General features: G+C 64.1%; 23 protein-coding genes and 3 pseudogenes. 14 read left to right on the top strand and 12 right to left on the bottom strand.

The window, feature by feature from the left end; genetic code table 11:
* Nucleotides 1–3: 3 nt before the first annotated feature.
* Complete coding sequence (locus MnOB_RS12915; protein ID WP_077524627.1) at nt 4–198, top strand: hypothetical protein; 195 nt, start codon at nt 4–6, stop codon at nt 196–198.
* The gene (locus MnOB_RS12910; RefSeq protein ID WP_077524626.1) at nt 182–1,864 is read left to right on the top strand and encodes a GspE/PulE family protein; all 1,683 of its coding nucleotides are present in this window, start codon (nt 182–184) and stop codon (nt 1,862–1,864) included. The genes MnOB_RS12915 and MnOB_RS12910 overlap by 17 nt, the downstream gene beginning before the upstream one ends.
* 366 nt (nt 1,865–2,230) lie before the next feature.
* Here MnOB_RS12910 and MnOB_RS12905 read toward each other — a convergent pair whose 3' ends face one another.
* The 8 genes from MnOB_RS12905 to MnOB_RS12870 all read right to left on the bottom strand — a co-directional run bounded on the left by MnOB_RS12905 (nt 2,231) and on the right by MnOB_RS12870 (nt 8,780).
* Nucleotides 2,231–2,794: a tyrosine-type recombinase/integrase gene (locus MnOB_RS12905; protein ID WP_077524625.1), complete on the bottom strand. Its 564-nt coding sequence runs from the start codon at nt 2,792–2,794 to the stop codon at nt 2,231–2,233.
* Between the two features lie 134 nt (nt 2,795–2,928).
* The gene (locus MnOB_RS12900) at nt 2,929–3,456 is read right to left on the bottom strand and encodes a cytochrome C (protein ID WP_077524624.1); all 528 of its coding nucleotides are present in this window, start codon (nt 3,454–3,456) and stop codon (nt 2,929–2,931) included.
* Nucleotides 3,457–3,473: 17 nt separating this feature from the next.
* Nucleotides 3,474–3,995, bottom strand: a complete 522-nt coding sequence (locus tag MnOB_RS12895) for a methylamine dehydrogenase light chain (protein WP_077524623.1) — start codon at nt 3,993–3,995, stop codon at nt 3,474–3,476.
* A 15-nt stretch (nt 3,996–4,010) separates the two neighbouring features.
* A complete protein-coding gene (gene mauD, locus MnOB_RS12890) occupies nt 4,011–4,622 on the bottom strand; it encodes a methylamine dehydrogenase accessory protein MauD (RefSeq protein ID WP_077524622.1) in 612 nt (203 codons plus the stop codon).
* Between the two features lie 3 nt (nt 4,623–4,625).
* Entirely contained in the window at nt 4,626–5,165 is a 540-nt protein-coding gene (locus tag MnOB_RS12885; RefSeq protein WP_077524621.1) for a MauE/DoxX family redox-associated membrane protein, read from the bottom strand.
* Nucleotides 5,166–5,177: 12 nt separating this feature from the next.
* Nucleotides 5,178–6,332, bottom strand: a complete 1,155-nt coding sequence (locus MnOB_RS12880; RefSeq protein ID WP_077524620.1) for an amine dehydrogenase large subunit — start codon at nt 6,330–6,332, stop codon at nt 5,178–5,180.
* Between the two features lie 377 nt (nt 6,333–6,709).
* Nucleotides 6,710–7,810: an extracellular solute-binding protein gene (locus tag MnOB_RS12875; protein ID WP_077524619.1), complete on the bottom strand. Its 1,101-nt coding sequence runs from the start codon at nt 7,808–7,810 to the stop codon at nt 6,710–6,712.
* Nucleotides 7,811–8,159: 349 nt separating this feature from the next.
* Complete coding sequence (locus tag MnOB_RS12870) at nt 8,160–8,780, bottom strand: LysE family translocator (protein WP_077524618.1); 621 nt, start codon at nt 8,778–8,780, stop codon at nt 8,160–8,162.
* Nucleotides 8,781–8,913: 133 nt separating this feature from the next.
* Between MnOB_RS12870 and MnOB_RS12865 the strand changes: the two genes are divergently transcribed.
* The 6 genes and pseudogenes from MnOB_RS12865 to MnOB_RS12840 all read left to right on the top strand — a co-directional run bounded on the left by MnOB_RS12865 (nt 8,914) and on the right by MnOB_RS12840 (nt 14,110).
* Entirely contained in the window at nt 8,914–9,360 is a 447-nt protein-coding gene (locus MnOB_RS12865) for an Lrp/AsnC family transcriptional regulator (RefSeq protein WP_077524617.1), read from the top strand.
* A 463-nt stretch (nt 9,361–9,823) separates the two neighbouring features.
* Nucleotides 9,824–11,892: pseudogene (locus MnOB_RS12860) on the top strand (putative bifunctional diguanylate cyclase/phosphodiesterase).
* Nucleotides 11,893–11,971: 79 nt separating this feature from the next.
* A complete protein-coding gene (locus tag MnOB_RS12855) occupies nt 11,972–12,241 on the top strand; it encodes a metal-sensing transcriptional repressor (protein WP_077524616.1) in 270 nt (89 codons plus the stop codon).
* 122 nt (nt 12,242–12,363) lie between these two features.
* Nucleotides 12,364–12,804 carry a YeeE/YedE family protein gene (locus tag MnOB_RS12850; RefSeq protein ID WP_077524615.1) on the top strand — a complete coding sequence of 147 codons (441 nt, stop codon included), beginning with the start codon at nt 12,364–12,366 and terminating at the stop codon, nt 12,802–12,804.
* The gene (locus MnOB_RS12845; RefSeq protein WP_077524614.1) at nt 12,801–13,250 is read left to right on the top strand and encodes a DUF6691 family protein; all 450 of its coding nucleotides are present in this window, start codon (nt 12,801–12,803) and stop codon (nt 13,248–13,250) included. The genes MnOB_RS12850 and MnOB_RS12845 overlap by 4 nt, the downstream gene beginning before the upstream one ends.
* On the top strand, nt 13,247–14,110 hold the full coding sequence (locus MnOB_RS12840; protein WP_077524613.1) for an MBL fold metallo-hydrolase: 864 nt from the start codon (nt 13,247–13,249) through the stop codon (nt 14,108–14,110). The genes MnOB_RS12845 and MnOB_RS12840 overlap by 4 nt, the downstream gene beginning before the upstream one ends.
* Nucleotides 14,111–14,143: 33 nt before the next feature.
* Here MnOB_RS12840 and MnOB_RS29860 read toward each other — a convergent pair.
* From MnOB_RS29860 to MnOB_RS12825, 4 genes and pseudogenes are all read right to left on the bottom strand, one after another.
* A pseudogene (locus MnOB_RS29860) lies at nt 14,144–14,338 on the bottom strand (response regulator transcription factor); the annotation flags it as partial.
* Between the two features lie 105 nt (nt 14,339–14,443).
* Nucleotides 14,444–16,654 (bottom strand): annotated as a pseudogene (locus MnOB_RS12835) (winged helix-turn-helix domain-containing protein); the annotation flags it as partial.
* Between the two features lie 133 nt (nt 16,655–16,787).
* Nucleotides 16,788–18,158, bottom strand: a complete 1,371-nt coding sequence (locus MnOB_RS12830; protein ID WP_077524611.1) for a DUF1329 domain-containing protein — start codon at nt 18,156–18,158, stop codon at nt 16,788–16,790.
* Between the two features lie 20 nt (nt 18,159–18,178).
* Nucleotides 18,179–20,080 carry a DUF1302 domain-containing protein gene (locus MnOB_RS12825; protein ID WP_077524610.1) on the bottom strand — a complete coding sequence of 634 codons (1,902 nt, stop codon included), beginning with the start codon at nt 20,078–20,080 and terminating at the stop codon, nt 18,179–18,181.
* Between the two features lie 774 nt (nt 20,081–20,854).
* Here MnOB_RS12825 and MnOB_RS12815 point away from each other — a divergent pair.
* The 6 genes from MnOB_RS12815 to yjiA all read left to right on the top strand — a co-directional run bounded on the left by MnOB_RS12815 (nt 20,855) and on the right by yjiA (nt 26,697).
* Nucleotides 20,855–21,445 (top strand): hypothetical protein, encoded by a 591-nt coding sequence (locus MnOB_RS12815; protein ID WP_077524608.1) that lies wholly within the window; start codon nt 20,855–20,857, stop codon nt 21,443–21,445.
* Between the two features lie 133 nt (nt 21,446–21,578).
* Nucleotides 21,579–22,196, top strand: coding sequence for a LysE family transporter (locus MnOB_RS12810; protein WP_077524607.1), 618 nt, complete (start codon nt 21,579–21,581; stop codon nt 22,194–22,196).
* Between the two features lie 94 nt (nt 22,197–22,290).
* Nucleotides 22,291–22,764 carry an HIT family protein gene (locus MnOB_RS12805; RefSeq protein ID WP_077524677.1) on the top strand — a complete coding sequence of 158 codons (474 nt, stop codon included), beginning with the start codon at nt 22,291–22,293 and terminating at the stop codon, nt 22,762–22,764.
* Between the two features lie 523 nt (nt 22,765–23,287).
* The gene (locus MnOB_RS12800) at nt 23,288–25,345 is read left to right on the top strand and encodes a carbon starvation CstA family protein (RefSeq protein ID WP_077524606.1); all 2,058 of its coding nucleotides are present in this window, start codon (nt 23,288–23,290) and stop codon (nt 25,343–25,345) included.
* Between the two features lie 13 nt (nt 25,346–25,358).
* Nucleotides 25,359–25,562, top strand: a complete 204-nt coding sequence (locus tag MnOB_RS12795) for a YbdD/YjiX family protein (RefSeq protein WP_077524605.1) — start codon at nt 25,359–25,361, stop codon at nt 25,560–25,562.
* 160 nt (nt 25,563–25,722) lie between these two features.
* Nucleotides 25,723–26,697 (top strand): GTPase, encoded by a 975-nt coding sequence (gene yjiA, locus MnOB_RS12790; RefSeq protein ID WP_077524604.1) that lies wholly within the window; start codon nt 25,723–25,725, stop codon nt 26,695–26,697.
* Nucleotides 26,698–26,721 lie beyond the last annotated feature (24 nt).

The following is a 26,721-nucleotide window of genomic DNA, read 5'->3' as shown; positions in this document are numbered from 1 at the left end:
GCGGTGAAATACGACCTCAACCAGATGCTCGAAGACATTCGTCGGGACGAGCCCCCGGAGCCGTCGTCGCCCGACCGGAACATTCTGAGCCAGGACGAGATCCGCAAACTGGCTGCGTCGCGCAGGCGCCGAGGGCGAGCAGCCGCGTCCATGCCCGAGGCTGCGCCGGAGCAGGAAAAAAATGAGCGCGATTCCTAACCCCGGCTTTGTCCTGCAGATGCTGGAGCGTGGTCTGGTCGACCGGGACGAGATGCGGCGCCTCATGGGCGGCGAAGAAGATGCCCTGCCGCTGGTTCGGCATCTGCTCGCCGTCAATCGGCTGCCGTCACAGGAATGCATGATGGCCTGGGCCGAAGGGTTCGGACACACCTGGATCGACCTGGGCGCGACGCTGGTGGACCACGCCGTGATGTCGCTCTTGCCGCGCGAACTCGCGGAAAGCCAGTGCGTCATGCCGATTTACCAGCTCGGAGGAAAGGTGACCGCCGTCATCGCCAATCCAGACGACAGGGCTCTCGTGGCGAAGGTGGCGGCGATCATCAAGACACCGCTCAGCCTCGTCGTGGCACTGCCGGAAGCAATTGCCGAAGCGGTGCAACTCAACTATCCCACCGAAGCGGATATTTCAAACCTCGAGTCGTCGGCACTGCAGATGGACACTGTGTGCAAGACCGAGGAGGACATCAATTCCGCCGCCAAGTCGGAAGAAATCATCCGCCTCACCGATGCACTCATAACCCTGGCAATCAAGGAGCGAGCAAGCGACATCCACATCACGCCGCGCGAGACCGATGCAGCCGTCCGCTTTCGCGTCGACGGAGTCCTGGCGACGCGTTTCGTGCTGGCACACGCGGTTCAGCAGCGCGTAGCGGCGCGTATCAAGGTGCTGGCCAAGATGAACATCGCCGAGCGGCGGTTGCCACAGGATGGGCGCCTCGCCATCGACCTGCCGACACGGCGGGTGGAGTTCCGGGTGTCATCCGTTCCCAGTCTGTTCGGTGAGAACCTGGTGCTTCGCATCATCGCGACCTCGGCCGGGCGCGATATCCCGAAGCTGAGAGACCTCGATCTCAGCGCGGACAACCTGCGTGCCCTGGAGACCATGCTGACTCGTCGCGCCGGACTGATCCTGGTAGTGGGACCTACCGGCGCTGGCAAGACCACAACACTGTTCTCGGCCCTCAACAGCCTGGATGCCACTCAGCAGAACATCCTCACCGTCGAGGAGCCAGTCGAGTACGTCTTGCCTGGCGCGACCCAGGTTGCGGTCAATCGGGGCGTCGGCCTCGGTTTCGTCGAGGTCCTGCGTGCCTTCGTGCGGCAGGACCCGGACATCATCATGATCGGGGAAATACGTGATCGCGAGACGCTGACGATTGGTTTCGAAGCGGCGCTGACCGGGCACTTGGTGCTGGCATCGATTCACGGAAACAACGCGGTGCAGTCGCTGATCAGACTGCGCCAGCTCGGCGCGCAGGACGAGTGGCTGGCCAGTGCGCTATTGGGCGTCGTCGCGCAACGGATTGTCCGCCGCATCTGTCGCGCGTGCCGAACCCCCTATACCCCTTCGCATGAAGAGCTCGCCCGGTATTTCGCCTTCGAGGGAAACCCGTCTGTCAGCTTCTACCGTGGTGTCGGATGCGAGAAATGTCGGCATACCGGGTACAGAGGTCGGATTGCGATTCATGAAGTGGCGGAACTCCTGCCCGAAGTCCAGGATTTGGTGATTTCCGGTGCCCGGCCCTCGGAGATTTTCGCAGCGGCTTCGCGATTGGGGCTGCGCCCGCTGCGATACGACGGACTCAAGAAAGTGCTGCGCGGCATGACGACCATCGACGAACTGGACAGGGAAATCCCGCCCTGACCGGAAGTACCTGCCTGTGCAGGCGGTTGGGGCGAAGGACAAGAGGATCGCAACGGGTTTGCCTATGACGAGTCCTTGCGTCTGCGTAGCGCGTTGCTGCTGTGAATCGACAAACCCATGATGGACTTTCGTTACGACGTGGTATGAATTATCCCCGATTTTTTGGACGCTTTTTAGCGGCTTTCAGCCACTAAGCAGGCATACAATCCGGATTTCGCGAAGGTCTGCTTCGGCCAGCGCGCGTGTGCAGGTCATCGGGTAGGCTTCAGAGTGAAGCGGTCACTTGAATGACTGGCGTGCGGTGCAGGTGACTGACCACTTCTGGCCGGATAGCGACGGTCTGGCATCAACCGTCGCTATGCATGGTCAGACCTCGGTCTGTACCGCCATTTCCAAGGCGTCATCGACCTCAATTCCCAGGTATCGGACGGTGCTTTCAAGCTTCGTATGGCCGAGCAGGAGTTGGACTACCCTCAGGTTCTTCGTTCTGCGATAGATCAGGGATGCCTTCGTACGCCGTAGCGTGTGGCTGCCATACATGGCTGGGTCAAGGCCAATGGCTGTCACCCAGGATTTGACGAATAGAGCGTATTGCCTGGTGGAGAGATGATCTGAGCCGTGCAACCGGCTCGGAAACAGGCAGTCCTCGCTGCGGAGCTGGGCCTGATGTATCCAGACTTCTAGAGCCGTTCGGGTTTGCTCAGTGATCTCAAATTGCACCGGGTGCTGAGTTTTCTGCTGCATCACGATGGCTCGCGACGACACATGGTCTCCATGGGCAATGTCCCGCACACGAAGCTTGGTTAAGTCGCAGGCTCGCAGCTTGCTGTCGATGGCTAGGTCGAATAGAGCAAGATCCCGGATTCTCTCCGCGATCTGGAGCCTTAGCCTGGCGGTTGAGCCACGAGGTCGAGGGATTAATCGCAGCACTGGACCTCGGTCGTTGGGTTTCGCTTCGCTCTAGCGGAACGCCGCCCGCACCAACCTACGAACCGCCAGACCTGCTCGCGGGCAAAAAAAAAAGCCCGCCATAAAGGCGGGCTACAAGCCGTCCAGCTTAAAACTCAGTAGGCGTTATCCATCCCATCGTCGATGGTGATGCCTTTTTCGCGCATCTGCTTGATCAGGCCGGCGCGGGTGTCCGGCAGGTTGAGCAGGGTGACGCTGCGGATCTTGGCGACTTCAGCCTCGGAGTAGGGCTTGTAGTCGTCCGGCACGCTGCTGCCGGCAATGCCGTCCTTGCGCATCATCCAGTTGATCAGATCGGCCAATTGGGCGTTGTTCAGCGCCGACTGGGACATGCCCGGCACCCGTACCAGGAACTCACGACCGCCTTCCACTTTGAGGAAGTTGCCGACGAAGCCTTTCATCTTCGGCGTGTCGTTGGCCTTGGAGCCGGTACCGTCGCCCAGGTGGCAGCCAGCGCATTGCAGCTGGTAGTTCACCGGAGTGCTGTAGCCGGCCTGGGAGATGGGCTTTTGCGGCGCTTCGTTGCCCGGCGCGTGCTTCTGGTTCGGGTCCGGAATGGCACGGGCCATGGCCAGCGGGGCCGCCATTGCGCACATCAGTCCGGCAATCAACAGGTAACGCATGGCAGCCCTCCGGCGGGTCAGATCGCGACGCCGCGGATGATGGAAACGGTGCAGTGGTAGATGTGCGACTTGGCCGCCAGGCACCAGTTGACGTCGTTGTTGTTGAACGGACGGTACGCCGGTTCCTCGCTGTCGTTGCGGGTACAGGCGCACTGGGCGCAGCTGTGCTTACCGCAGCAGTCGTTGTAGGAAATGATGTAGTCCTTGTTGTCGGCCGGGTTGCGGCAGGTGCCGATCCAGGTCACCTGCGAGGCCTCGGTGCCGGGCGGGCAGGAGGTCACCGAGCCGCCGCAGCAGCTGCACAGGAAGCCGTCGACGGAGCAGTAGCGCCAGTAGTCGCAGCTGTTGGGATCACCCGGGTCGCCGGCCATCGGCTTGTCGGCGGCCAGGGCCTTGCTGGTGCGGTCGATCGGCAGCAGTACCGGCAGGGCGGCGCCGGCAACCATCAGGGAGCCGATGCGGCCGAGGAGTTTGCGCCGGGAGGTGGTGTCGGCGACATGGCGCGTGGAGCGCTCGAAAAGGCGGTCTAGCAGTTTCATGGAGGGCTCCCTTCCTTAGTGGTTGTGCGCGCCGTGGTCGTGCGCGTGGTTATGCAGGTAATGCTGCAGGGTGGCGCTGCCCAGGTGTTCGGCCTCGAACAGGCTGTCCAGGTGCTCGCGGGAGTTCACCAGGCCCTTGGAGCGCAGCACACCGGCCTTGTCGACCAGGGCGGCGTAGGGGAGTTTGCCGATCTGGTAGGTCATGCCCACTTCCGGACCGACCACGTAGGTGGCGTCTTCCAGCTTGTGCTCGGCGATCAGTGCTTGCTGGGCGTCCATGTCGCCGTCGCTGACGTAGATCACTTCGAGGCGGTCGGCCTGGTCCTTGGCGATGGACTTGATGGCCGGCAGCAGCGATTTGCAGATCGGGCAGGTGGGCGAGAGGAAGAACAGCAGTTGGGCTTTCTCGCCGGCGTAGCCGAAGTTCACCGGGCGGCCGTTACGGTCGGCAGCGGTGACTTTCGGGGCGGGTTCGTTGACGGCCACGCCTTTGTCGACCATCAGCGCGCCGGCCGGGGCCAGACGGCCGTGGAGTACACCAATTTGACGCACCAGGCCCATGACGGCGAAGGCCAGAGCGATCAAGAGGCACCAGAGCAGGACGTTGGAAACGATAAGGGCTTCCATGATTCACCTTCCAATGAGTTTGAGCAGACGGGGAGCGTTGGCCATCAGGCCATCCGCAGCGGCATAAAGGAGCAGCGTCGCGGCGCTGGAGGCGATCACGACGAAGATGTCGAATGCACCCAGCTCGCGGCTGTAGGGGGCGACGCTGGCGACCAGCGCCAGGCTCACCAGTACGGCGTTGCGCGCCAGCAGCACCGGGCGGATCGGCTGGGCCTGTTCAGGGCCTGCGCAACCGCAGTCGATGTCGCGACGACCGCGCCACAGGTTGATGGCGATGGCCCCGGCGTAGCCGGCCAGCAGCGCGGCTGCAGCCAGTGCTGCAGCGTGACGGCTAGCGGGCACCAGCAAGGCGAAGGCCACGGCCACTTCGATGAAGGGCACAAGACGCGACACCGGGCGTACCAGACCGCGCGGCAGCAACTGGTAATCCTCCACCTGGTTGGCGAAGCGCGCTGGCGCACGCAGCTTGTGGGTCGCCGCGCTGGCCAGGATCACCGCAACCGCGAGGGCGGCGGCGATGACGAATATGGGATCAAGTTGCATGGCTGCACCTCGTCAGTGGCTGAGGATCTGGGTCGCGGTCTTCTGGATGCGTTCCATGGTACCGGTGTGCTTGCCGCTCTTCAGGTCGAACACTTCCAGACCGCCGGCGATGTTGGTGCCCAGCAGCAGGGGGTTTTCGTCGCTGGTGGCCTGCAGGCTCCAGATCGGGTTCGGTGCTTCCAGGGTACCGATGCGCTTGTGCGTCTTGAGGTCGTAGACCCAGACGATCGGGCTCGGGTCTTCCCACTTCATCGCCTCATGGGCGTCATGCATCAGCACATACAGACGATTCAGCTTCGGCGCGACGGTGATCAGCTGCCAGCCGCCCGGCGCCCAGCCAGCCTTCTTCTCGGCGGCGTCGGTCACCAGTTCCCAGGCTTCGAGGACCTTCGGCTCTTTGCCGGAGAAGTCCACGCCGCGCACGGTGCCGGTGGTGGTGACGAAGTAGTAGATGTCGCCCACGGCGTAGGCGCGCTCAACCAGCTTCTCGGCGTTGGGGTCGAAGAAGGCGGTGTGGGTGCGGGAGACTTCCTTGCCTTCGTCGTTCAGCGTCACCAGTTGCACGCTGCCGTCACCGCACAGTGAGGCGAAGGAACGCTTGCCCACCGGGTAGTTCAGTACGCAACCGGGGATGGAGATTTCGCCGGCTACGGACTTGGCCTTGACGTCGACCACGGTCACCGAGGTGGACGGGGTGAAGTTGTAGACGTAGACGAAGCGGTCATCGGTGCTGGTGCCCAGGGAGTAGCGCTGGGTCAGGGCCTCGGCGCGCTTGGTGGGGATCAGCACTTCGTAGGAGGGGGACAGGGTGCTGGTGTCCCACGCGGTCAGCACGTCGGTGCGGGTGCCACGGGTTCCACGGGAGTAGAACAGGTCGGCGGTGAAGAGCGTCTTGCCGTCGCGGCTCAGGGTAGAGGGCGCGGCGAAGCCGGTGGGCACCATGCCGAGCATTTTCTTCTTCTCGGGGTCGACCACAGTCACACGACCGGCGACGAAGCTCTCGAACTCTACGTCGACGATGTACGCGCGGTGCGGTTCCGGCGGGAAGGGCAAGGTGGTCTGGCCGATGCCTGTATCGGCCGGCAACTCGGCACTGGCATTGCCGAGGCCGATGAGCGAGACGCCCAGGGCCAGCGTTGATTGGGCGAGGATCCTGGTTATTCGCATAAGGGCGGCTCCCTGAATTATTGGTCTTTATCGCGGGTGCAGGGCAGAAGTCTGCAGTCCTAGTCTGCCCCTGGCCGTCGGCGGGGAGCTTGTTGTCCGTGCCAACCCCTTGTGTGCCTGTGCCACTTCTATTGGCAGGCTGCCAACGCTTTGGAGAACGCGCCAGAAAGCATAGACCCGGTGCGGGATGTGATGGGGGAGGGGGCTGATCGGCTGGGGGCGCTGGATCGCAGCGATGGGGCAGCTGCGCTGCCCTTGGCGAATGAATTCGCCCCTACAGGGCATGTGGCCTGGGGCGCTCCTGTGGGAGCGAATTCATTCGCGATTGAAATCGCTCCCACAGGTTTCGGTGTCGCAGGGGAAACCCTGCCAGGCCGTCAGGTCCCTGACTTCAGCTTCGTCCAGGCGCGGGTGCGGGCGCGTTCGGCATTGCGCTCCAGCGGCAGCAGGGTGAAGAGGGTGGCCTGGGCTTCGGCGGTGGGATAGAGGTTCGGGTTGTTGCGGATTTCCGGGTTGACCAGGGCGGTGGCGTCCTTGTTCGGGTTCGGGTAGCCGACAAAGTCACTGACCGGAGCGATCACCTGGGGCTGCAGCAGGTAGTTGATGAAGGCATGGGCGTCCTCGGGGTTCTTCGCGCCCTTCGGGATGGCGAGCATGTCGAACCACACCGGTGCACCTTCCTTGGGCAGGCGCATGTCCACCACCACACCGTTGCCGGCTTCCTTGGCGCGGTTGGCCGCCTGGGAGAAGCTGCCCGAATAACCCACGGCCACGCAGATGTCGCCGTTGGCGATATCGGCCATGTACTTGGAAGAGTGGAAGTAGGCGATGTTGGGGCGGATTTTCTGCAGCAGCTCGCCGGCCTTGTCATAGTCCTTGGGCTGGTTGCTGTTGGGCGGTAGGCCCAGGTAATGCAGGGCGATGGGCAGGATTTCCGATGGCGAATCCAGCAGGGCCACACCGCATTGTTTGAGCTTGGCGATGTTCTCTTCCTTGAAGATCAGGTCCCAGCTGTCCACCGGGGCGTTTTCGCCCAGGGCGGCTTTGACCTTGGCTGGGTTGAAGCCGATCAGCACGGTTCCGTACATGTAGGGCACGGCGAAGCGGTTGCCCGGGTCGTTGGCCTCGATCAGCTTCATCAGCTGCGGATCGAGGTGATTCCAGTTGGGCAGCTTGCTGCGGTCGAGCGGCTGGAACACATCGGCCTGGATCTGCTTGGCGAGGAAGACGTTGGACGGCACCACCACGTCATAGCCGGAGTTGCCGGTGAGCAGCTTGGCTTCCAACGCTTCGTTGGTATCGAAGATGTCGTAGATCAGCTTGGCGCCGTTCTCTTTCTTGAAGGTGTCCAGGGTCTGCGGGGTGATGTAGTCGAACCAGTTGTAGACGCGCAGGGTGCGTTCTTCGGCCAGGGCATGGGTGGCAAGTACGCCGCACAAGGCGGCGCCCAGGAGGCGGGGGAGTCTGTGCTTGATCAATTGCGGCAACCTTTGGGTGGGCTTGAGTTAGGCCTAAATCGATATCTATCTGTTTAGGTTGCAAATCTGAAAGCAAATGCCGCGCCATATAAATGTAAAGGCCGATATAGATCGGTTAATTGGCCGAAAGACCGAGCATTAGTGAGCGTGGGGATTACCGGGCGTAACGGACAGTGGCACCGGGCTACCCACCATTGTTCGGGGATTCGAATCCGATGTAGGGGCGAATTCATTCGCCAACCGGGCCGCAGGTCCGGCCTCCTGATGTTTCAGGGGCAGCTGCGCTGCCCTTGGCGAATGAATTCGCCCCTACAAGAACCCGGTCTGCTGGCTAGCCAGAGTGTTGGATTCAGCTAGCCACCACCCGCACCAGCTGCCAGGCGGCGAAGCCCAGCAGGAAGACGCCGGCAGTACGGTCGATCCATTGCATGGCGCCTACACCCAGACGGTGGCGAACGGTGGATACGCCCAAGCTCAGTGCCAGCCACCAGAGGGCCGAGCCGCAGAACACGCCCAGCACCATCACCAGCCCGCCCGCACCGGACAGGGCCTCGCCGCCGGACAGGGTGGCGAAGATGGCGACGAAGGACAGGATGGTCAGCGGGTTGCTGAGCGTCAGCAGGAACACCGAGGCGAAGGCCGGCAGCGCCCGGACCGGGTCGACGGCACTGGCGGCGCGTTCCGGTGGCGTTGCGCGCAGCATTTTCAGGCCCATCCAGGTCAGGAACAGGGCGCCGGCCAGGGCGAGTGGCGAGGCCAGCGCAACGAAGGCGCTGGTGATGGCGCCAATGCCAAACGCGCCAAGGGCGCCGTAGCAGGCATCCGCCGCCGCCGCGCCCAGGCCGCTGATGAAGCCGATGCGCGCGCCGTGGCCGAGGGTGCGCTGGATGCATAAGAGGCCGATGGGGCCGACCGGGGCCGCGATGGACAGGCCGATCAGGAGGGATTTGAGAAATAGCAGGGCTTCCATGCGGAAGGCTCCGGGGCAGTGGACACGGGCAATATTCTGCGCTGCACTGCATCGGGCCTGAATGGAAGGATTACGGTAGTTTTTTGGCTTTGCCTGAATATTTCACGAGTTTTGAGGAGGAGGCCTGAGAAATATGGAGCTGGATGCAAAGTCCTGGAAAATCCTGCAAGTCGTGCAGCGCGAGGGACGCATTTCGCTGACTGACCTGGCCTCGCGAGTGGCGCTGTCCCTGCCGGCGACTTCCGAACGCCTCAAGCGTCTGGAGGAGGCGGGAGTGATCGAGGCGTACCGTGCCACGGTTGTGCCAGAGAAGGCCGGCTACCAGGTGATGGCGTTGATCGGCATGACCACTCCACAGCCGGAAAAGGCGCGGCTGATTGCCCAGTTGCAGCAGATGCCGGAGGTGCTGGAATGCCTGCACGTCACCGGGCAGGACTCCTTCATCCTGCGCGTGGTGACCCAAGATATCCGCCACCTGGAGCGCTTCGTCGGCAGCATCAACCACTTCGGCGAGACCCGCACCTCCATCGTCATGTCGGCACCCATTCCGCTGCGCGGGGTGGAGCCGCCGCGTGACTGACCTTTCGATATGGGGCGGAACCTTGTGGGGGCGAAATCATTCGCTGACCGCGCAGGTTCGGCTTCGATCCTTCAGGGGCAGCTGCGCTGCCCAGAGCGATTGAAATCGCCCCCACAGGGTGTGTGTCCTGGAGGTTTCTCCTGTGGGAGCGAATTCATTCGCGATTGAAATCGCTCCCACAGGTCACGGTATTGCCGGGGAAATTTCTTGTGGGGGCGAATTCATTCGCCAACCGGACCGCAGGTTCGGCCTTCGGATCTGCAGGGGGCAGCTGCGCCGCCCTTGGCGATTGAAATCGCCCCTACAGGTGTCTGCCGTTCATAGGTAAACAATTCACTGCAACACTCGTTCTTTCAGATACCGGCAATCTGCCATGCGGTGCCACCGGGCCTTCCTGAGTTTGTTTAGAATGCGTCCCGTTTTGCCGCCCGCCTGGGGCGGCTTTCCGCTTGATAGGTTTTCCATGCTCACGGGCAGCTACGACTACTCCCTTGTTCTCATCTCCCTCCTGGTGGCCATCCTCGCGTCCTACACGGCGCTGGACTTGGCCGGGCGGGTTTCCAGCAGCCAGGGACGTGGCGCGGTGCTTTGGATCGGCGGCGGTGCCATCGCCATGGGCATCGGTATCTGGTCCATGCACTTCATCGGCATGCTTGCGTTCAGCCTGCCCATCGCGCTTGGCTACGACTTGCCGCTGACCTTGCTTTCGCTGCTGATCGCGGTGCTGGTATCCGGCTTCGCCCTGTGGCTGGTGAACCAGCCCGAGCAGCCGCCTGGCAGCTGATCTGCGGCGCGGTGACCATGGGCGCCGGTATCAGCTGCATGCATTACCTGGGCATGCACGCCATGCGCATGCTGCCGGGCATCGACTACGACCCCGGTCTGTTCTACCTATCCCTGGCCATAGCGGTGGCGGCGTCGGGCGCGGCGCTGTGGATCGCCTTCCGCCTGCGCCACGACACGCCCTACGTACGCTTGGCGCGGGGCGGGGCGTCGCTGGTGATGGGGGTGGCCATAGTCGGCATGCACTACACGGGCATGGCGGCGGCCAACTTCCCCCTGGGCAGCATCTGTGGCGCTGCAATCACCGGCCTCGACAGCCGCTGGCTGGCCAGTCTGGTGATCGTGGTGACACTGGCGATCCTGGCCATCGCCCTGCTGACGTCGGTGCTGGATGCCCGCCTGGCGGCACGTACCGCCCAGCTCACCGATTTGCTGGAGCAGGCCAATCAGGAACTGACCCACCTGGCCCTGCACGACAACCTCACCAAGCTGCCGAACCGCACCCTGCTGGAAGACCGTATCGACCAGGCGATCCACACGGTCAACCGCACCGGCGGCTGCTTCGCCCTGCTGTTCATGGACCTGGACGGCTTCAAGCCGGTCAACGACGCCTTCGGCCATCACGTCGGCGACCTGCTGCTGCGTGAGGTGGCCCAGCGTCTGCGGGAGCACCTACGCGCCGAAGACACCCTGGCACGTATCGGCGGCGATGAGTTCGTACTGCTGGCCAGCCTGGGCGAGCCGAACGATGCGGTGACCCTCGCCAGCCAGCTCGTAGCGCTCGTGGGCAATGCCTTCAACGTGGCCGGCCAGGAGCTGCGTGTGTCGACCAGCGTCGGCATTGCGCTCTATCCCGGCGACGGCGTGAGCCGTGAAGAACTCCTGATAAATGCCGACGCCGCGATGTACCACGCCAAGGGCGCGGGCAAGAACGGCTACAGCTTCTTCGAGCAGTCGATGAATACCGATGCCCGGGATCATCTGCAGCTGCTCCATGACCTGCGCCAGGCGCTGGATGCCGGGGAGCTGGTGTTGCATTACCAGCCCAAGTTCGCCGCTGGCGACACGCAACGGGTGATCGGTGCCGAGGCACTTCTGCGCTGGCAACACCCGCGCCGCGGCTTGCTGATGCCGGACCAGTTCATAAGCCTGGCGGAAAAGACCGGCCTGATCATTCCCATCGGTAACTGGGTACTGAACGAAGCCTGCCGGCAGATGAGCCAGTGGTTTGCCGAGGGCCGGCGTGACTGGCGGGTGGCGGTGAACCTGTCGGCCCTGCAGTTCTGCCACGCAGGGCTGATCGCCAGCGTGCAGGCGGCCCTGCAACGCTATGCGCTGCCGGCCAACTGCCTGACCCTGGAAATCACCGAAACCACTGCCATGCAGGACGCCGACACCAGCCTGGGCATCCTTCGTCAACTGGCCGACATGGGTGTGGACCTGTCCATCGACGATTTCGGTACCGGTTACTCCAGCCTGCTTTACCTCAAGCGCCTGCCGGCCAACGAGCTGAAGATCGACCGCGGTTTCGTCCGCGACCTGGAACGCGACAGCGACGACGCGGCGATCGTCTCCGCCATCGTCGCCCTCGGCCAGGCGCTGGACCTGCGCATCGTCGCCGAGGGGGTGGAGACCGAGTCTCAGCAAGCCTTCTTGACGGGGCTGGGTTGCGATTCGCTGCAGGGCTTCCTGTTCGGCAAGCCGGTGCCGGCGGATCAGTTCATGGCCTGCTCTGAAGCGTTGGCCTGAGGGGCAGGGGAGCGCTGGGCGAGACGGGCGCCCAGGCTGACGTCATACTCCCCCCGGTAATCGCCAGGAGAGGCAATCGATGACCAACCCCGTGGTAGCCGCGCACCAGGACGCCATGCTCAAGCGTCTGGCCCGCATCGAAGGGCAGCTTCGCGGCCTGCAGGCGATGATTCGCCGTGGCGAGGACTGCGAGGCAATCGCCCAACAGTTCAGCGCCTCGCGAAAAGCGCTGGACCGGGCCTATCAGCAGATGCTGGTCTGCCTGCTGGAAGAGGCCATGCTCGACCCGGCCCAGGACGCTAGCGAGACCCTCGAGCGCGTTCGCGCCATCTTCACCAGGTACACCTGATTGCGGGGGCGGCAACTGTCGTTGCCGATCATCCGGGTCGGTTGCCGGCTAGGTTTGCATACCCCTGGGGGTATATGATCGCGTGATTCCAATTGCCGTGGCCGGTCTGGCCAGGAGTCCCGATGTATATCGACTGGCCTGCTTTCACTCCCTGGAGCGCCCTGGCCGGCGGCGCACTGATCGGCTTGTCCTCCAGCCTGTTCATCCTTGCCAATGGCCGTATCGCCGGCATCAGCGGCCTGCTTGGCAGCCTGCTTCAGCGAGAGGACGGTGGGCTGGGTGAAAAGGCCCTGTTCCTGCTTGGCCTGCTGCTCTCACCACTGCTCTGGGTGGCCCTGAGCGAGGCGCCCGAGGTCCGGATCGAGACGGGCTGGGCGGGCCTGCTCATTGCCGGTCTGCTGGTGGGCGTTGGCACGCGCTTGGGTTCTGGCTGCACCAGCGGACATGGTGTTTGCGGGCTGGCCAGGCTGTCACTGCGCTCCCTGGTAGCGACCCTCTGCTTCATGGCGACGGGGTTCCTGACCGTCTTCGTATTGCGCCATCTGTTGGGAGGTGCGTTGTGAACCGGCTCAGTGCCTTTATCGCCGGTCTGGTCTTCGGCTTGGGCCTGATGTTGGCCGGGATGACCAACCCGGCGAAGGTTCTTGCGTTTCTCGGCCTGGCTGGTGCTTGGGACCCGTCTCTGGCCCTGGTCATGGGCGGCGCAATCGCGGTGGCCCTGCCGGTGTTTACCCTTGTCCAGAAGCGGCCCGTATCCTTGCTTGGCCGGCCAATCCAGCTGCCGCCGAGGCGCGACCCCGATCGTCGCCTGATGGGTGGCAGCCTGCTGTTCGGCGTGGGTTGGGGCATTGCCGGAATCTGCCCGGGGCCGGCCATCGCGCTGCTGCTGACTGGTCACTGGCAGGCCTGGGTATTCTCCATGGCCATGGTGGTGGGAATGCTTCTCTACGGGTACCTGGCGCGGCGGCAACTAAGCTTGAGAAAACCTGGCCAGGAGAGCCCCCTATGACCCCCCGTGTTGAAGCATTCTTCGACCCGGCCACCTGTTCCTACAGTTACGTCGTCAGCGATCCGGCCAGCGGCCATGGCGCCATCATCGATCCGGTGCTGGATTACTGCGCCGCCAGTGGACGGACCTCCCACGCCGGAGCCCGGCGCATTGCCGAGCATGTGCGGGCGCAGGGGCTGATGATCGACTGGCTGCTGGAAACCCATGTGCATGCCGATCACCTGTCCGCAGCGGCCTGGCTCAAGCACGAACTGGGCGGGGCGCTGGCCATCGGCGGACATATCACCCAGGTACAGCAGCGCTTCAGCGCGCTGTTCAATGCCGGAGAGGACTTCGCCACCGACGGCAGCCAGTTCGACATCCTGCTGCAGGACGGCGATCGCCTGACCATCGGTAACCTGGAGCTGTTCGCCATCCACACGCCGGGCCATACCCCAGCCTGCATGACCTATCTGATCGGTGACGCCGCGTTCATCGGCGACACCCTGTTCATGCCCGACTATGGCACCGCCCGTTGTGATTTCCCCGGTGGCGATGCCCGCGCCCTGTATCGCTCCATCCGCCGACTGTTCGCGTTGCCGGATGCGACGCGGCTGTTCCTCTGCCATGACTACAAGGCGCCGGGGCGCGACGAGTACCGCTACGAAACCACGGTGGCGGAACAGCGCGCGCAGAACGTGCATGCCCACGAAGGCATCGACGAAGAGGCCTTCGTCGCCATGCGTATCGCGCGGGACGCCACCCTTGCGATGCCGGCGCTGATCCTGCCGGCGGTGCAGGTGAACATGCGCGCCGGGCAGTTGCCACCCGCTGAAGACAATGGAATCCGCTATCTGAAAATCCCCTTGGACGTGCTCTGAACCCCAGGCGGTGAGGTAGCGGGGCAGGGTGGCTCAGTTGGCCAGGCCCAGCTCCTTGGCCCGGGCGATGGCCTGGGTGCGGCGCTCCACACCCAGTTTGAAGTTGATCCGCTGGGCGTGGGTTTTCACCGTATGCAGGGAGATGAACAGGCTTTCGGCGATCTGCTGATTGGAGTGGCCGCGCACGATCAGTCGCAGCACTTCCAGCTCGCGCCGACTTAGCAGGGACGCGGGCGCGCTGTTGTCGCCTCCCGCACTTTCGCCAGCCCAGCGCATCATCGCCGGATTGCGCAAGGCGAATGCCCGTTCGACGCTGGCCAGTCCCATCTGCCGGGCGAGCGCCAGGGCGTCGAGCAGGGCCTGGCGGGCCCTCGCCTGGCGGTTGTCGGCGTACAGCCCTTCGGCCAGGCTGAAGCCGATTTCGCAGGCCAGCGGGCGGCGTCCTTGTGCGGTGGCCTGTTCGAGCATGGTCTCCAGCTCGACCAACGATTCGCCTACCGCGCCATTGGCCAGGCGCGCCTGCACCAGCAGCAGGCGCAAGCGAAGATGCAGGTCCGGGGCACCATAGGGCGCTATCTCGAAGGCCTCGGCAGGCAGGGCCAGCAGCGCTTTTTCGGCGTGGCCGGAACGTCCCTGGCGCAACCAGAGCCGCGCCTTGGCGCGTACCAGCAGGGTCTGGTAGAGCGTCGGGCTGATGCGTCCGTACTGCATCACCCGCTCGGCGTCGGCCACACGGGAGAAGGCACTGGCCAGGTCGTCCTGCAGGGCATCCAGCTCGGCCAGGCCGAGGAAGCCCCAGAAGGCCGCCGGGTCCGCGCAGTTCTGGCACTCCTGCAAGCCGGCGCGATAGGACGCTTCCGATTCATCGAAGCGCCCCTGCTGCATCAGGATGGCGGCCCAGCGCAACTGCACGCGGCCACGCATGGGGCTGGCCTCTTCGCCCCAGGCGGCGGTCAGTTCGCTGAACAGGCGCTTGAGCAGGGTTTCCGCGCGCAACAGCTCGCCGCGCAGCTCCAGCAGTTTCACGTGGCCCAGGGCGAAGACGCTTTCCATGGCCAGGCTGGCGTGTTCACGGGCCTCCCTGATGGCATCGCGGTTGAGGTCCTGTGCCTCGTCCAGACGACCATCGATCAGCGCCAGCTCGATCTGCAGGGTGCTGCAGAACAGGCGTTGGGCCCAGGCGCCTTGCGGTAGCTCAGCGATAGCTTCCTGCAGCAGCACGGCAGCGGCCGTGAGTTGGCCGCGATGGAAGGCCAGGTTGCCGGCCAGGGCCTTCCATTGGGCCAGCAGGCCCTGCTGGCGACGTCGGTCGGGCTGGGGCAGGAAGCGTGCAAGGTTGTCGGTCAGTTGCTGCGACTCTTCCAGACGGCCGCAGAGCAGGAGCGCCCAGGCATTGAGCAGCACCAGGCGTGGTGTGCTTTCCAGCAGGCTGTCGGGCAGTTCGGCGCGCCACTGCATGAGCAGGGCGAGGCTGCGCCCCTGTAGCAGGCGGTCGCGGGTGTAGTGCTGCATCAGGCTCGCCGCCACTTCCGGCTGGTCCGCCTTGAGGGCGTACTCCAGCGCCGGACGAATCTGGTCCTGGCTCATGTACCACTGGCAGGCGCGGCGATAGAGGGTTCGCGTCATGCCCGTGGGCATTTGCGCGGCGAGGGCGGGAGCGATGGCGGGCGGAATTCGCAGGGTGCGCTCGTCGTTGCCGGGTGCCTCGATGAACAGTCCACACTCGCGCAACTGGGCCAGCAAACGACCGCCTTCGCCGGTGCCGAAGAGCTGCTCACAGAGCGCCAGGTCGAAGTGCGGGAAGTGCGCCAGGGTGAACAGCGCCTGCTGCCAGTCGCTCGGCAGCGCGTCGAGCAGCTCGTGGCGCAGGTAGTCCTGCAGCAGTGAACGGTACAGCTCCGCCGCCTGCTGGGGGCCGGCCTTGAGGCCCAGCATCCGCAGCAGGGTCCCGGCGCACCAGCCGCGCATTTCCTGGTGCAGCTCCTGGGCGGCCGACCAGGAGGCGCCCTGGCCGGCGCGCTGGAGCAGTTCAGCGGTTTCTGTGGTGCTGAATGCCAGTTCGCTGTTGCCCAGTTCGAACAGGTCGCCATCGAGCAGCATGCGCGCCAGCTGGAGTTGCGGCCTGCGGCGGCTGGCGATCCACCACTGAACTTGGCGCGAGCCGGCCTGGACCAATTCGTTGAGCAGGCGGTCCAGTTCCACCGCGGGGAAGCGCGAATAGTCATCCAGCACCAGCCACAAGGGCTGGCGCTCCTGGGCCAGCAATTGGCGCAGGGGGGCGAGTTCGGACGTGTCGCTGCCCAGGGCAGCGGCCAGGCGTCGGGTGAAGTCGCTGGGCGAGAGTGTTTCGCCGCGCAGGTCGAGGTAGGCCAGGCGCGTGCCTTCCGGGAGGTGCTGGAGACATTCGGCCAGCAGCACGCTCTTGCCGTAGCCGGCGGGGGAGCAGAGCAGCCGCAGGCGGCAGTCGCCCTGAAGCAGCGCTTCATGCAGGCGCGGGCGGGGCAGGTGGCCGGGAGGCAATCGCAGGGGGTGTCTGGACGGCATGAAGGCGCTCGAAGACGTCACGCTGGGTGAATTCATCCTTGCAGAGGAAAACGCAGTACGCAAAAAAGGCGGCCCCTGGGGGCCGCCGAGTTCAGGAGTACATCGATGACACAACGGTGCGTTCGCTGATGGCTCAGCGCACGCCCGTCTGGCGCAGGGCTGCCGGGGTGTAGTCGGCGGCCGAGGCCGTAGCGCCGAAGACGAAGCTCTGCTTTTCCTCGTTCTTCAGGCCCAGGACCGAGTAGCGACCGGAGATCAGGTCGTACAGGGATTCGGCGGTGTAGCCCGGCACCTTGTGGTTGTAGTACTGCTGGGCATGGCCTTCACCGACGCGCCACAGCTGACCACGGCCGTCGTAGTGGTCGACTTCGGCGAGCTGCCAGGTGTCTTCGTCGAAGTACATGTCGCGCTTGGCGTAGATGTGCCGTTCGCCCGGCTTCAGGGTGGCCACCACGTGCCACACACGATGGAGCTCGTAGCGGGTCAGGTCCTGGTTGATGTGGCCGGCCTTGATGATGTCGTCGTACTTGAGCTTCGGATCATCCAGCTTGTAGCTGTTGTAGGGGATGTACAGCTCCTGTTTGCCCACCAGTTTCCAGTCGTAGCGGTCCGGCGAGCCGTTGAACATGTCGTAGTTGTCGGACGTGGCCAGGCCGTCGGCGGCGGTGGCGGGGCCATCGTAGGCCACCTGCGGGGCGCGGCGTACGCGGCGCTGGCCGGCGTTGTAGAGCCAGGCCATGCGCGGTTCCTTGACCTGGTCGATGGTCTCGTGGACCAGCAGCACGTTGCCCGCCAGGCGCGCCGGACCGGTGACGCGCTGGATGAAGTAGAACAGCACGTTCTGCGACTTGGCCGGGTCGAGGTCTGGCAGGTTCGCCGGGTAGGACACCTCGTCCTCGAAGTGGACCATGTTGAAGGCGCCGTTGGCCTGAGGCTGCACGCGGGTCATGAAGCGGTGAATGTTGCCGCCGCGATAGCGGGTGGTGTGGTTCCACACCACTTCGACGCCGGACTGGGGAATCGGGAAGGCGTAGTAGCGGCTGCTGAAGTTTTTCAGGCCGTTGCCGCCATCCAGGCTCTCGGTCTTCTCCGCGCTGGAGCGGATGGCTGCGTAGAGGTCGTCAGGCAGGGCTGCGGTGCGGTGGGTCTTGTACACCGGAATCTTGTAGGTGTCCGGGTAGCGCTTGAACATCGCCAGCTGGCCGGCGGTGAGCTTGTCCTTGTACTGCTGGGCATTGGCCGCGGTGATGGTGAACAGCGGCTGCTCACCCGCGAAGGGGTCGGCAAGGAAGCCCTTGTCGTCGGCATTGCCGGCGCTGGCGGACAGGCCGCCGGTCCATGCGGGGATGCTGCCGTCGGCGTTGCCGGCCATTTCCGCGCCCATGGGCGTCAGGCTGGTGCCGAGTTTGGCCACCTGGTCGGCAGGAACTGCCGCCATGACACTCGCGGCCAGCAGGGACAGTGCCAATACGCCCGATTGCAGGATGCGCTTGTTGTTTTTCATGGGGTTCGCCTCCGGGGCTGTCAGAAGTTCACGCCGACGCTGAATGCGAGGAAGTCGCGGTCGATCGAGGTGTTGAAATCACCACCGAAGAAGTCGGTGTACGACAGGCTGGCGGTGTAGGTGTTCTGGTAGTCGGCATCCAGACCGAGGCTGACGGCTTTGCGGCCTTCCTCGAAGTTGCCGCCGGGGCCAGGTGAATAGCCGTCGACGTCATGGGACCAGGCGATGCTGGGCTTGAGGTTCACCCCGGCGAACACGTCGTTGTAGTCCCACACGGCGCGGGCGCGGTAACCCCAGGAGGTGCTGGTGGTAAAGCCGTCGTCGGTGCAGTACTTGCTGACGTTCTCGCCGTTGGCGCCCACGGCACCGGCATTGATGGTGCGGCAGGTGTTGTTCGGCAGTTCGCCCGGGCCAAAGATCGGATCGCGGCCGTAACGCGCCTGGTTGGTGCTTTCCAGGCCGCCGACATGGGTCACGCCCACTTCGCCCACGACCGTCAGGCGCTCGGCGCCCATCACCTGGTCGAAGAAGTGCACGAAGGTGGTCTGCAGCTGGGTGATTTCCTTGCGGTCATAACCGTTGAGCGTGCTGCCGGGAATGGACGCCGGGGCACCGCCAAGGATCGAGAAGTTGGAGAACGCCGCGAACGGACCGCCGAACTGCGCCAGGCCGCGCACGCCGCCGTAGAGCAGGTCGGTGGTGTTCAGCTGCACCGGAGCGTTGGGCCGGTAGCTGACCTCGCCGCTCCAGGCCGTGCCGGTGGGCAGGGTGGTGGAGAAGCTCAGGCCATAGAGGCGGATGTCTTCCGGGTATTCGATGAAGTAGTTGCTGCCCGCCGCCACGTTGGCGATGGCCACGCCTTGGCGGGCCTGGGCTGGTACTGCCGGGGTCGAGGCGCCGGCAAGGATGCCGAGGGATTCGCGATAGGTGGCCTGGTTCGCGGCCTGGACGCTGAAGATCGGCGCGCGGGAGTGGTAGTTCATGAAGTAGGCGCCGAACTCGGTGTCCAGCGGCTCGAACATGTAGCGCAGGGCCACGCCGAACTGGCCATCGTCGCGGGCATCGCGGTCCGCGCCACGGGGCACGATCACCCCTTCGCCGGTGGTCTGGTAGCCGAAGGCGCGACCGAAGGGCGCCAGGGCCGGGGTCAACACGGCCAGGTTGCCGTCGCAGCCGTCGGCCACCACGTCCGGTTGGGAGAAGAAGGTGCCGCAGTTGTCGACCACCGTCTGGTCCCATTCCAGCTGGTAGAAGGCTTCGGCCGACAGGTTATCGGTCAGGCTCTGGGACACGTAGAACATGTTCACCGGGATCAGGCCTTCCTTGATCTCGGCACCGGGACGGCGGAACGCGGACACGTCGATGGGGTTCACCGCGTTGATGCCGTTCTGGATGAAGGTGCTTTCACCCCAGCTCACTACCTGCTTGCCCAGGCGCACGCTGCCCGGCAGTTCGGCGAAGTCGTAGTTGTGGTAGACGAAGGCGTCCAGCAGCTGGGCGCCTGCGGACTTGGCGCCTTCCTTGCGGTTGTGGTCGTCGATGTCCTTGAACAGACGGCTCTCGTCTTTCAGCTCGAAGTCGTACCAGTACTTGCCACGAACGAAGACGCCGGTGTCGCCGTACTTCAGCTCCAGATCATGGATGCCCTTGAAGATCTTAGAGAATGTCTCGCCCTTCTTGAAGTTCAGGTGGGCGTCGTCGGAAGTCTGGGCCAGGCCGTCGCCGCCGTTGTTGGCACCGATCAGGTCCGGGTCGGCGCTGCGCATGGACCAGCTGGCACCTACCGAGAGGGATGAGTCGAACTGCCCTTCGATCTCCCCGATATTGAAGGTCACCGCCTGGGCTGTGGCGGAAAGACCCAGTGCGATGGCGGCTGCCAGCGCGTGGGGTCTGAAGTCTGCGTGCCTTGTTCTTGTAGTCATGGGGCCACCCTTATTGTTCTGTTGGCGGCCGAACGTTAATGAATCCTCCCAAGGCGGGTAACGGACGAAGTAGTGATATTCAAAGTCATACTTTGTAGTGACAGGGCGTTGGCACAGAGAGCTGTTCGCTATCGGTTGCGCATCCGGGGGCTGAAGGGCGCTGATCGTCCGATGGAAGGCCTGGGCTTCTGCGGGGTGGGACATAACCTTGCTGTAAGACCTACGTCGGCACCAGCAGGTGACCGACGATCCCCGGGGCCGTTGGCCGGGAGCAGTGCCTATGAGGACTCGTGCGCCTGTCCTGCATGGCCGGCGGCTTCGCCGGAGTAACCGCTGGCCATTGGCCGGCGCCTGCCTCTGGCTGTTCCTGATGACGTTGCTGGGCGCCGAGGTGGCCGGTGGCGACGCGCGGGGAATCCCCGACGAGGGGTACCGCCAGGAAGAGGGCAGGGGACGGACGGAAGGGGGGCACAACGGCACGGGCTTATAATCGCCAGTGCAGTACTTCCAGAGTTCAGCACCCCCGCAACTTGCGATTCGCGCTCGTGCCAACTCTGACGGACGGGTGGGGCCTTCGGACCCCTACACCACCGGAGGAGGAAGGCGATTTGTCCGGCCATTCAGCACGCCAGAGTCTGTCCAGCGATCCTTCCTGGAGCGCCCCACGGGCCGCTCGGCCACAGCCCTTGCGATAAGGGTATTCGGCCTGACGCTTTTCTCCGTTCAGCGACCACCCGCCGCCTTGTCGGCGGGTGCCTGACAGGAGGTACGGACATGAAAAGAACAATCGCACTCTCCATTCCCGTGCTGCTGCTCGCCGGTGCATTGGCCTCCACGGCTCTCGCCGAGGATGACCTGCTGCGCTTCGAGGGCGGCATCGGCGTGCTGCCGGTGTCCAGCGGCCAGGGCACAGAAGCTATCGCCACGGTGGTGAACCGCAATCTGGTGCGCGGCGTGCAGCCGGCCGGGCAGATCTGGGTGATCCGCACCTTCGATGCCAGGCTAAGCATTGCGGGCGCATTCCGGGCCGAGGGACGTGGGCTGATCCTCGGCGGCGGCAACAACATCGGCAGGGCCACTGGGCAGTCGGTGTTCGCCACGCTGTTCTGCGGCAGCGTTGCCCCCTTCACTGAAAGCAGCACCGACCTGGTGGGCGTGCCCCTGACCGAGGAAGGTGACTTCGTGATCAATGATGTCTTCGATCCCGTGCCGCCGAATCCCTGCGACAGCCCTGTACTGCTGATCCGCAACGCCGCTAATTCCAGCTGGTTTGCCGCGGGCATTCCGCGCGTCAGGAACAACCAACCGGATGACATGGAAGATGCTCCCCCGGCAGACGATGCTCCCATGCCGACAATGCCTTAAAGCCCCGCGTGCCTGACCCCTCTCCCGGCCGGGGGAGGGGGTAGCGCTGGCTCGATTTCCGGCCATCGCTGCCAGGCCTGCGCCCGGATATACTCGCCGGCATCTTCCCCGACCTACACGACAGGAGGGTGCCGTGGACTACCTCGGTGCGTTGCTGGCCATTTCCGGTGTCCTGGTGCTGAGCGTCATCAGCCCCGGTCCCAACTTCGCCATCGTCACGTCCACTGCGACCCTCAGCTCGCGCCGTGCTGGCGTGGCCACGGGGCTCGGTTTGGCCGCCGCCTCCGCCACCTGGGCGCTGCTGGCCGTCGCCGGGTTGGGGCTCATCGTGTCGCAGGTGGAATGGCTCTATCTCGGCATCAAGCTGGCGGGCGCCGCCTACCTGATCTGGCTGGGTTTACGAATGATCCTCGGCGCCCGCAAACCCACCGTTGCCGCACCCGACCGGCTCGAATCCGGTGCCTTTGCCGCTGCGCGCAAGGGCTACCTGGTGAGCATGACCAACCCCAAGGCGCCGGCCTTCTACGGCAGCATCTTCGCCGTGATGGTGCCGGTGCACGCGCCCGCCTGGTTTTATGCGGCCATCGTGGTGATCGCCGCTGCGGTTTCCGGCCTCTGGTACTGCGGGATGGCGATGCTCTTCTCCAACCCTGCGGTGCGCGGCGGCTTCATGCGTTTCAAGGCCGTGTTCGAGACACTGATGGGCGTTTTCCTGCTGGGCCTGGGCGGCCGGTTGTTGCTGAGCCGTTGAGGGGGCGGCTTCGCCGCCCTTGGCGAATGAATTCGCCCCCACAGGAGAGTTGCTGCCCCCGGGACTCCTGCAAGGATGCTTATGGAAATACCCTCTGAATTCATCATTCATCATTCATCAGACAGACCACTGGATTCTCAATCATCGGCTCAACTCGGCACTGCCGGGTTACCTGATGCTGGGGAGTCGGGCACGGGTCGATGCCTTCCATGAGTTGCCCCAGGAGGCCCTGCTGGAGTTGGGCCCGCTGATGGCGCAGACGCAACGGGCCGTGGAGCAGGCGTTGCAGCCTCGACGTTTCTACATAGGGCGTTACGGTCATGTTCCGGGGTGGCCAGTGCATTTCCATTGCATACCCGTCTTTGATTGGGTCGAGGAGCTGTTCTGGCGGGACGAGCGCTACCGCGTGCTGGAGACCTTTGCGGGTGGCGAGCCGGAGTCCGTCACTGATGGCGCTGAACTTACCCTGTTCATCTGGAGGGAGTTCTGCGAAAGACCCGATCCCCCCGCGATCCAGGGACCAGGAGTCGAAGCGGTGATCGAGCGTCTGCGTGCTGCCTTCTTGTAGGGGGTCACCTGTGGGAGCGAATTCATTCGCGATTGAAAATCTCTCCCACACTCGAGTGGTTCCGTAGGATGCGGTGGAGCGGAGCGATACCCATCGATGTGATCGAAGGGCGAACCTGCGGTCCGCTTGGCGATTGAAATCGCCCCTACAGGGTTTGTGCCGGGAACCGGATTTCTTTGCCTTGTGGGAGCGAATTAATTCGCGATTGAAATCGCTCCCACAGGGCCAGCACGGTGCCGCCGCTTTTTGTGGGGGCGAATTCATTCGCCAAGGGCGGCGAAGCTGCCCCCTGCAAGGTCGAAGGGCGAACCTGTGGTCCGCTTGGCGATTGAAATCCCCCCTACAGGAATGTTCTGTGCCCTGAGAAGGGGCGTGCTGGCTACGTAGTATTACGTAGCTGTGCTTCGTAGTTGTGCGAATTTCTCCGTGGCCGCCACGCGCCGATAGTGTCGGCTGCCCCTATCCGGGCATAAACAACAACAAAAGCCGCCGCAGGTGACCCCCAGCGGCAGGAGACAATTCAATGACTCAACTGGCTTCCCGAATCGCCTGGTTCGCCGTTGCCCTGCTTGGCGCATTCGCGCTGGGTACCGTGGCACTGCGTCGGGGCGAAGCCATCAACGCCCTCTGGATCGTTACTGCTGCAACCGCGATCTACCTGATTGCCTACCGCTACTACAGCCTGTTCATCGCCAACAAGGTGATGAAGCTGGACGCCACCCGCGCAACACCTGCAGTGCTCAACAACGACGGCCTGGACTACGTCCCGACCAACAAGCACATCCTCTTCGGTCACCACTTCGCCGCCATCGCCGGCGCCGGCCCGCTGGTAGGCCCGGTACTCGCCGCACAGATGGGCTACCTGCCCGGCACCCTCTGGCTGATCGCCGGCGTGGTCCTCGCCGGTGCGGTGCAGGACTTCATGGTGCTGTTCCTCTCCACCCGTCGCAACGGCCGCTCCCTCGGGGATATGGTCCGCGAAGAAATGGGTCGGATTCCGGGCACCATCGCCCTGTTCGGCTGCTTCCTGATCATGATCATCATCCTCGCGGTGCTGGCACTGATCGTGGTGAAAGCCCTGGCCGAAAGCCCCTGGGGCATGTTCACCGTGATGGCGACCATCCCCATCGCGATGTTCATGGGCGTGTACATGCGCTACATCCGTCCGGGCCGCATTGGTGAGATTTCCATTATCGGCGTGGTACTGCTGCTGGCCTCCATCTGGCTGGGCGGCATCGTGGCTGCTGACCCGGTCTGGGGTCCGGCCTTCACCTTCACCGGTGTGCAGATCACCTGGATGCTGATCGGCTATGGCTTCGTGGCCGCCGTGCTGCCGGTGTGGCTGATCCTCGCCCCGCGTGACTACCTGTCGACCTTCCTGAAGATCGGCACCATCGTTGGCCTGGCCATCGGCATCCTGATCCTCGCCCCCGAGCTGAAAATGCCGGCGCTGACCCAGTTCGTCGACGGCACCGGCCCGGTGTGGAAGGGCACCCTGTTCCCGTTCCTGTTCATCACCATCGCCTGCGGTGCGGTATCCGGCTTCCATGCGCTGATCAGCTCCGGCACCACGCCCAAGCTACTGGCCAACGAAACCCACGCCCGCTACATCGGCTACGGCGGCATGCTGATGGAGTCCTTCGTCGCCATCATGGCCATGGTCGCTGCCTCGGTGATCGAGCCGGGCGTGTACTTCGCCATGAACAGCCCGGCCGCGCTGGTGGGCACCGACGTGAATGCCGTTGCCGCTACCGTTAGCAGCTGGGGCTTTGCCATCACCCCGGAAGTGCTCCAGCAGACCGCTACCGATATCGGTGAGCACAGCATCCTGGCCCGTGCCGGTGGTGCGCCGACCCTGGCCGTGGGAATCGCGCAGATCCTTCACCAGGTGCTGCCGGGTGAGAACACCATGGCCTTCTGGTACCACTTCGCGATTCTCTTCGAGGCGCTGTTCATCCTCACCGCGGTGGACGCCGGTACCCGTGCCGGTCGCTTCATGCTGCAGGACCTGCTGGGCAACTTCGTTCCGGCCCTGAAGAGAACCGAGTCCTGGACCGCCAACGTCATCGCCACCGCTGGTTGCGTGGTGATGTGGGGCTGGCTGCTGTACCAGGGCGTGATCGACCCGCTGGGCGGCATCAACACCCTGTGGCCGCTGTTCGGCATCTCCAACCAGATGCTGGCGGGCATCGCGCTGATGCTGGGCTGCGTGGTGCTGATCAAGATGAAGCGTCAGCGCTACGTCTGGGTCACCCTGGTACCGGCCGTGTGGCTGCTGATCTGCACCACCACCGCGGGCCTGATCAAGCTGCTCGACCCGAACCCGGCCGTCGGTTTCCTGGCCCTGGCCAAGAAGTACAGCGATGCCGCTTCCGCTGGCCAGATCCTGGCTCCGGCCAAGGACATGGGCCAGATGCAGCACGTGATCTTCAACGCCTACACCAATGCGACCCTGACCGTGCTGTTCCTCTTCGTGGTGACCAGCGTGCTGTTCTTCGCCATCAAGGTGGGACGCAGCGCCTGGATGAAGACCGAGCGCACCGACAAGGAATCGCCGTTCCAGCCGATTCCGGACGCTTGAGGAGGCCGCGAGCATGTTCAATGACCTGAGCCGCATGGGGAAATACCTTGGGCAGGCCGCGCGCATGCTCGTGGGCATGCCCGACTACGACAACTATGTCGAGCACATGCAGAACAAGCACCCGGACAAACCGGTGATGAGTTACGAGGAGTTTTTCCGCGAGCGGCAGGACGCCCGCTACGGCGGCGGCAAGGGACGGCCCATACGCTGCTGTTGAACCCCTGATGCGGTAACCTGAGCGCCACGCCTGTCGTGGCGCTCTTGTTTCCGGTCATCCCCCCGGAGCCTATTTTTGTAGGAGCGAGCTTGCTCGCGAAGCACTGTTCCCGAGCAAGCTCGCTCATACGGGTTAAAACCTGATTTCGAGGATTGTCCCGATGTCCGCCCATCTCCCCATTCCCGTCACCGTGCTCAGCGGTTTTCTCGGTGCCGGCAAGACCACCCTGCTGAAACACATCCTCAAGGCCGAGCACGGTCTGAAGATTGCCGTGATCGAGAACGAGTTCAGCGAGGCGCCCATCGACGGCCAGTTGCTCGGCGACGACCCGGTACAGGTGGTGACCCTGGCCAATGGCTGCGTTTGCTGCTCGATTCATGTCGAGCTGGAGAAGGCGCTGTTCCTGCTGCTGGAGCGCCTGGACGCTGGCGAGCTGGCGTTCGACCGCCTGGTGATCGAATGCACCGGCCTTGCCGACCCGGCGCCGGTGGCGCAAACCTTCTTCGCCGATGAGGAACTCTGCCAGCGCTATGTGCTGGACGGCATCATCACCCTGGTGGACGCGGTGAACGCCGAGCGCCACCTGCAGGAAACCATCGCCCAGGCCCAGGTGGGCTTTGCCGACCGCATCCTGGTGAGCAAGCGCGACCTGGTGGACGAGGCGCACTTCGATGCACTCAGCCAGCGCCTTTCGCGCATCAACCGCCGCGCGCCGATCCGCGTGGTGGACCATGGCCGCATCGATCTTGCCGAGCTGCTGGATGTGCGCGGCTTCAACCTCAATGCCGATGTCGGCCCGGCGCTGACTCTGCGTCCGCTGGCCTCCGCTGGCACTCCCGATCGCATCGGCACCCTGGTGCTGAAAAGCGAACGTCCGCTGGATATGGACCGGCTCAGTGCTTTCATGGAGGGGCTGCTGGAGGAGCACGGCAATTCCATGCTGCGTTACAAAGGCGTGCTATGTGTCGAGGGTGAACCCCGTCGCCTGGTGTTCCAGGGCGTGCTGCGGCTGTACGGCTTCGACTGGGATACCGAGTGGCAGGACGGCGAGGCGCGCGAAAGCGTGATGGTCTTCATTGGCGACCAACTGCCGGAAGAGAAGATTCGCGCCGGGTTCGAAGCGTCGCAGGTGTGAGGTTGGCGAATCGCGAATGAATTC

This window comes from Metapseudomonas resinovorans (assembly GCF_002003485.1).
GTDB classification, from domain to species: Bacteria; Pseudomonadota; Gammaproteobacteria; order Pseudomonadales; family Pseudomonadaceae; genus Metapseudomonas; species Metapseudomonas resinovorans_D.
The sequence above is the reverse complement of the archived record's forward strand: the minus strand, read 5'-3'. Positions and strand labels throughout refer to the sequence as shown.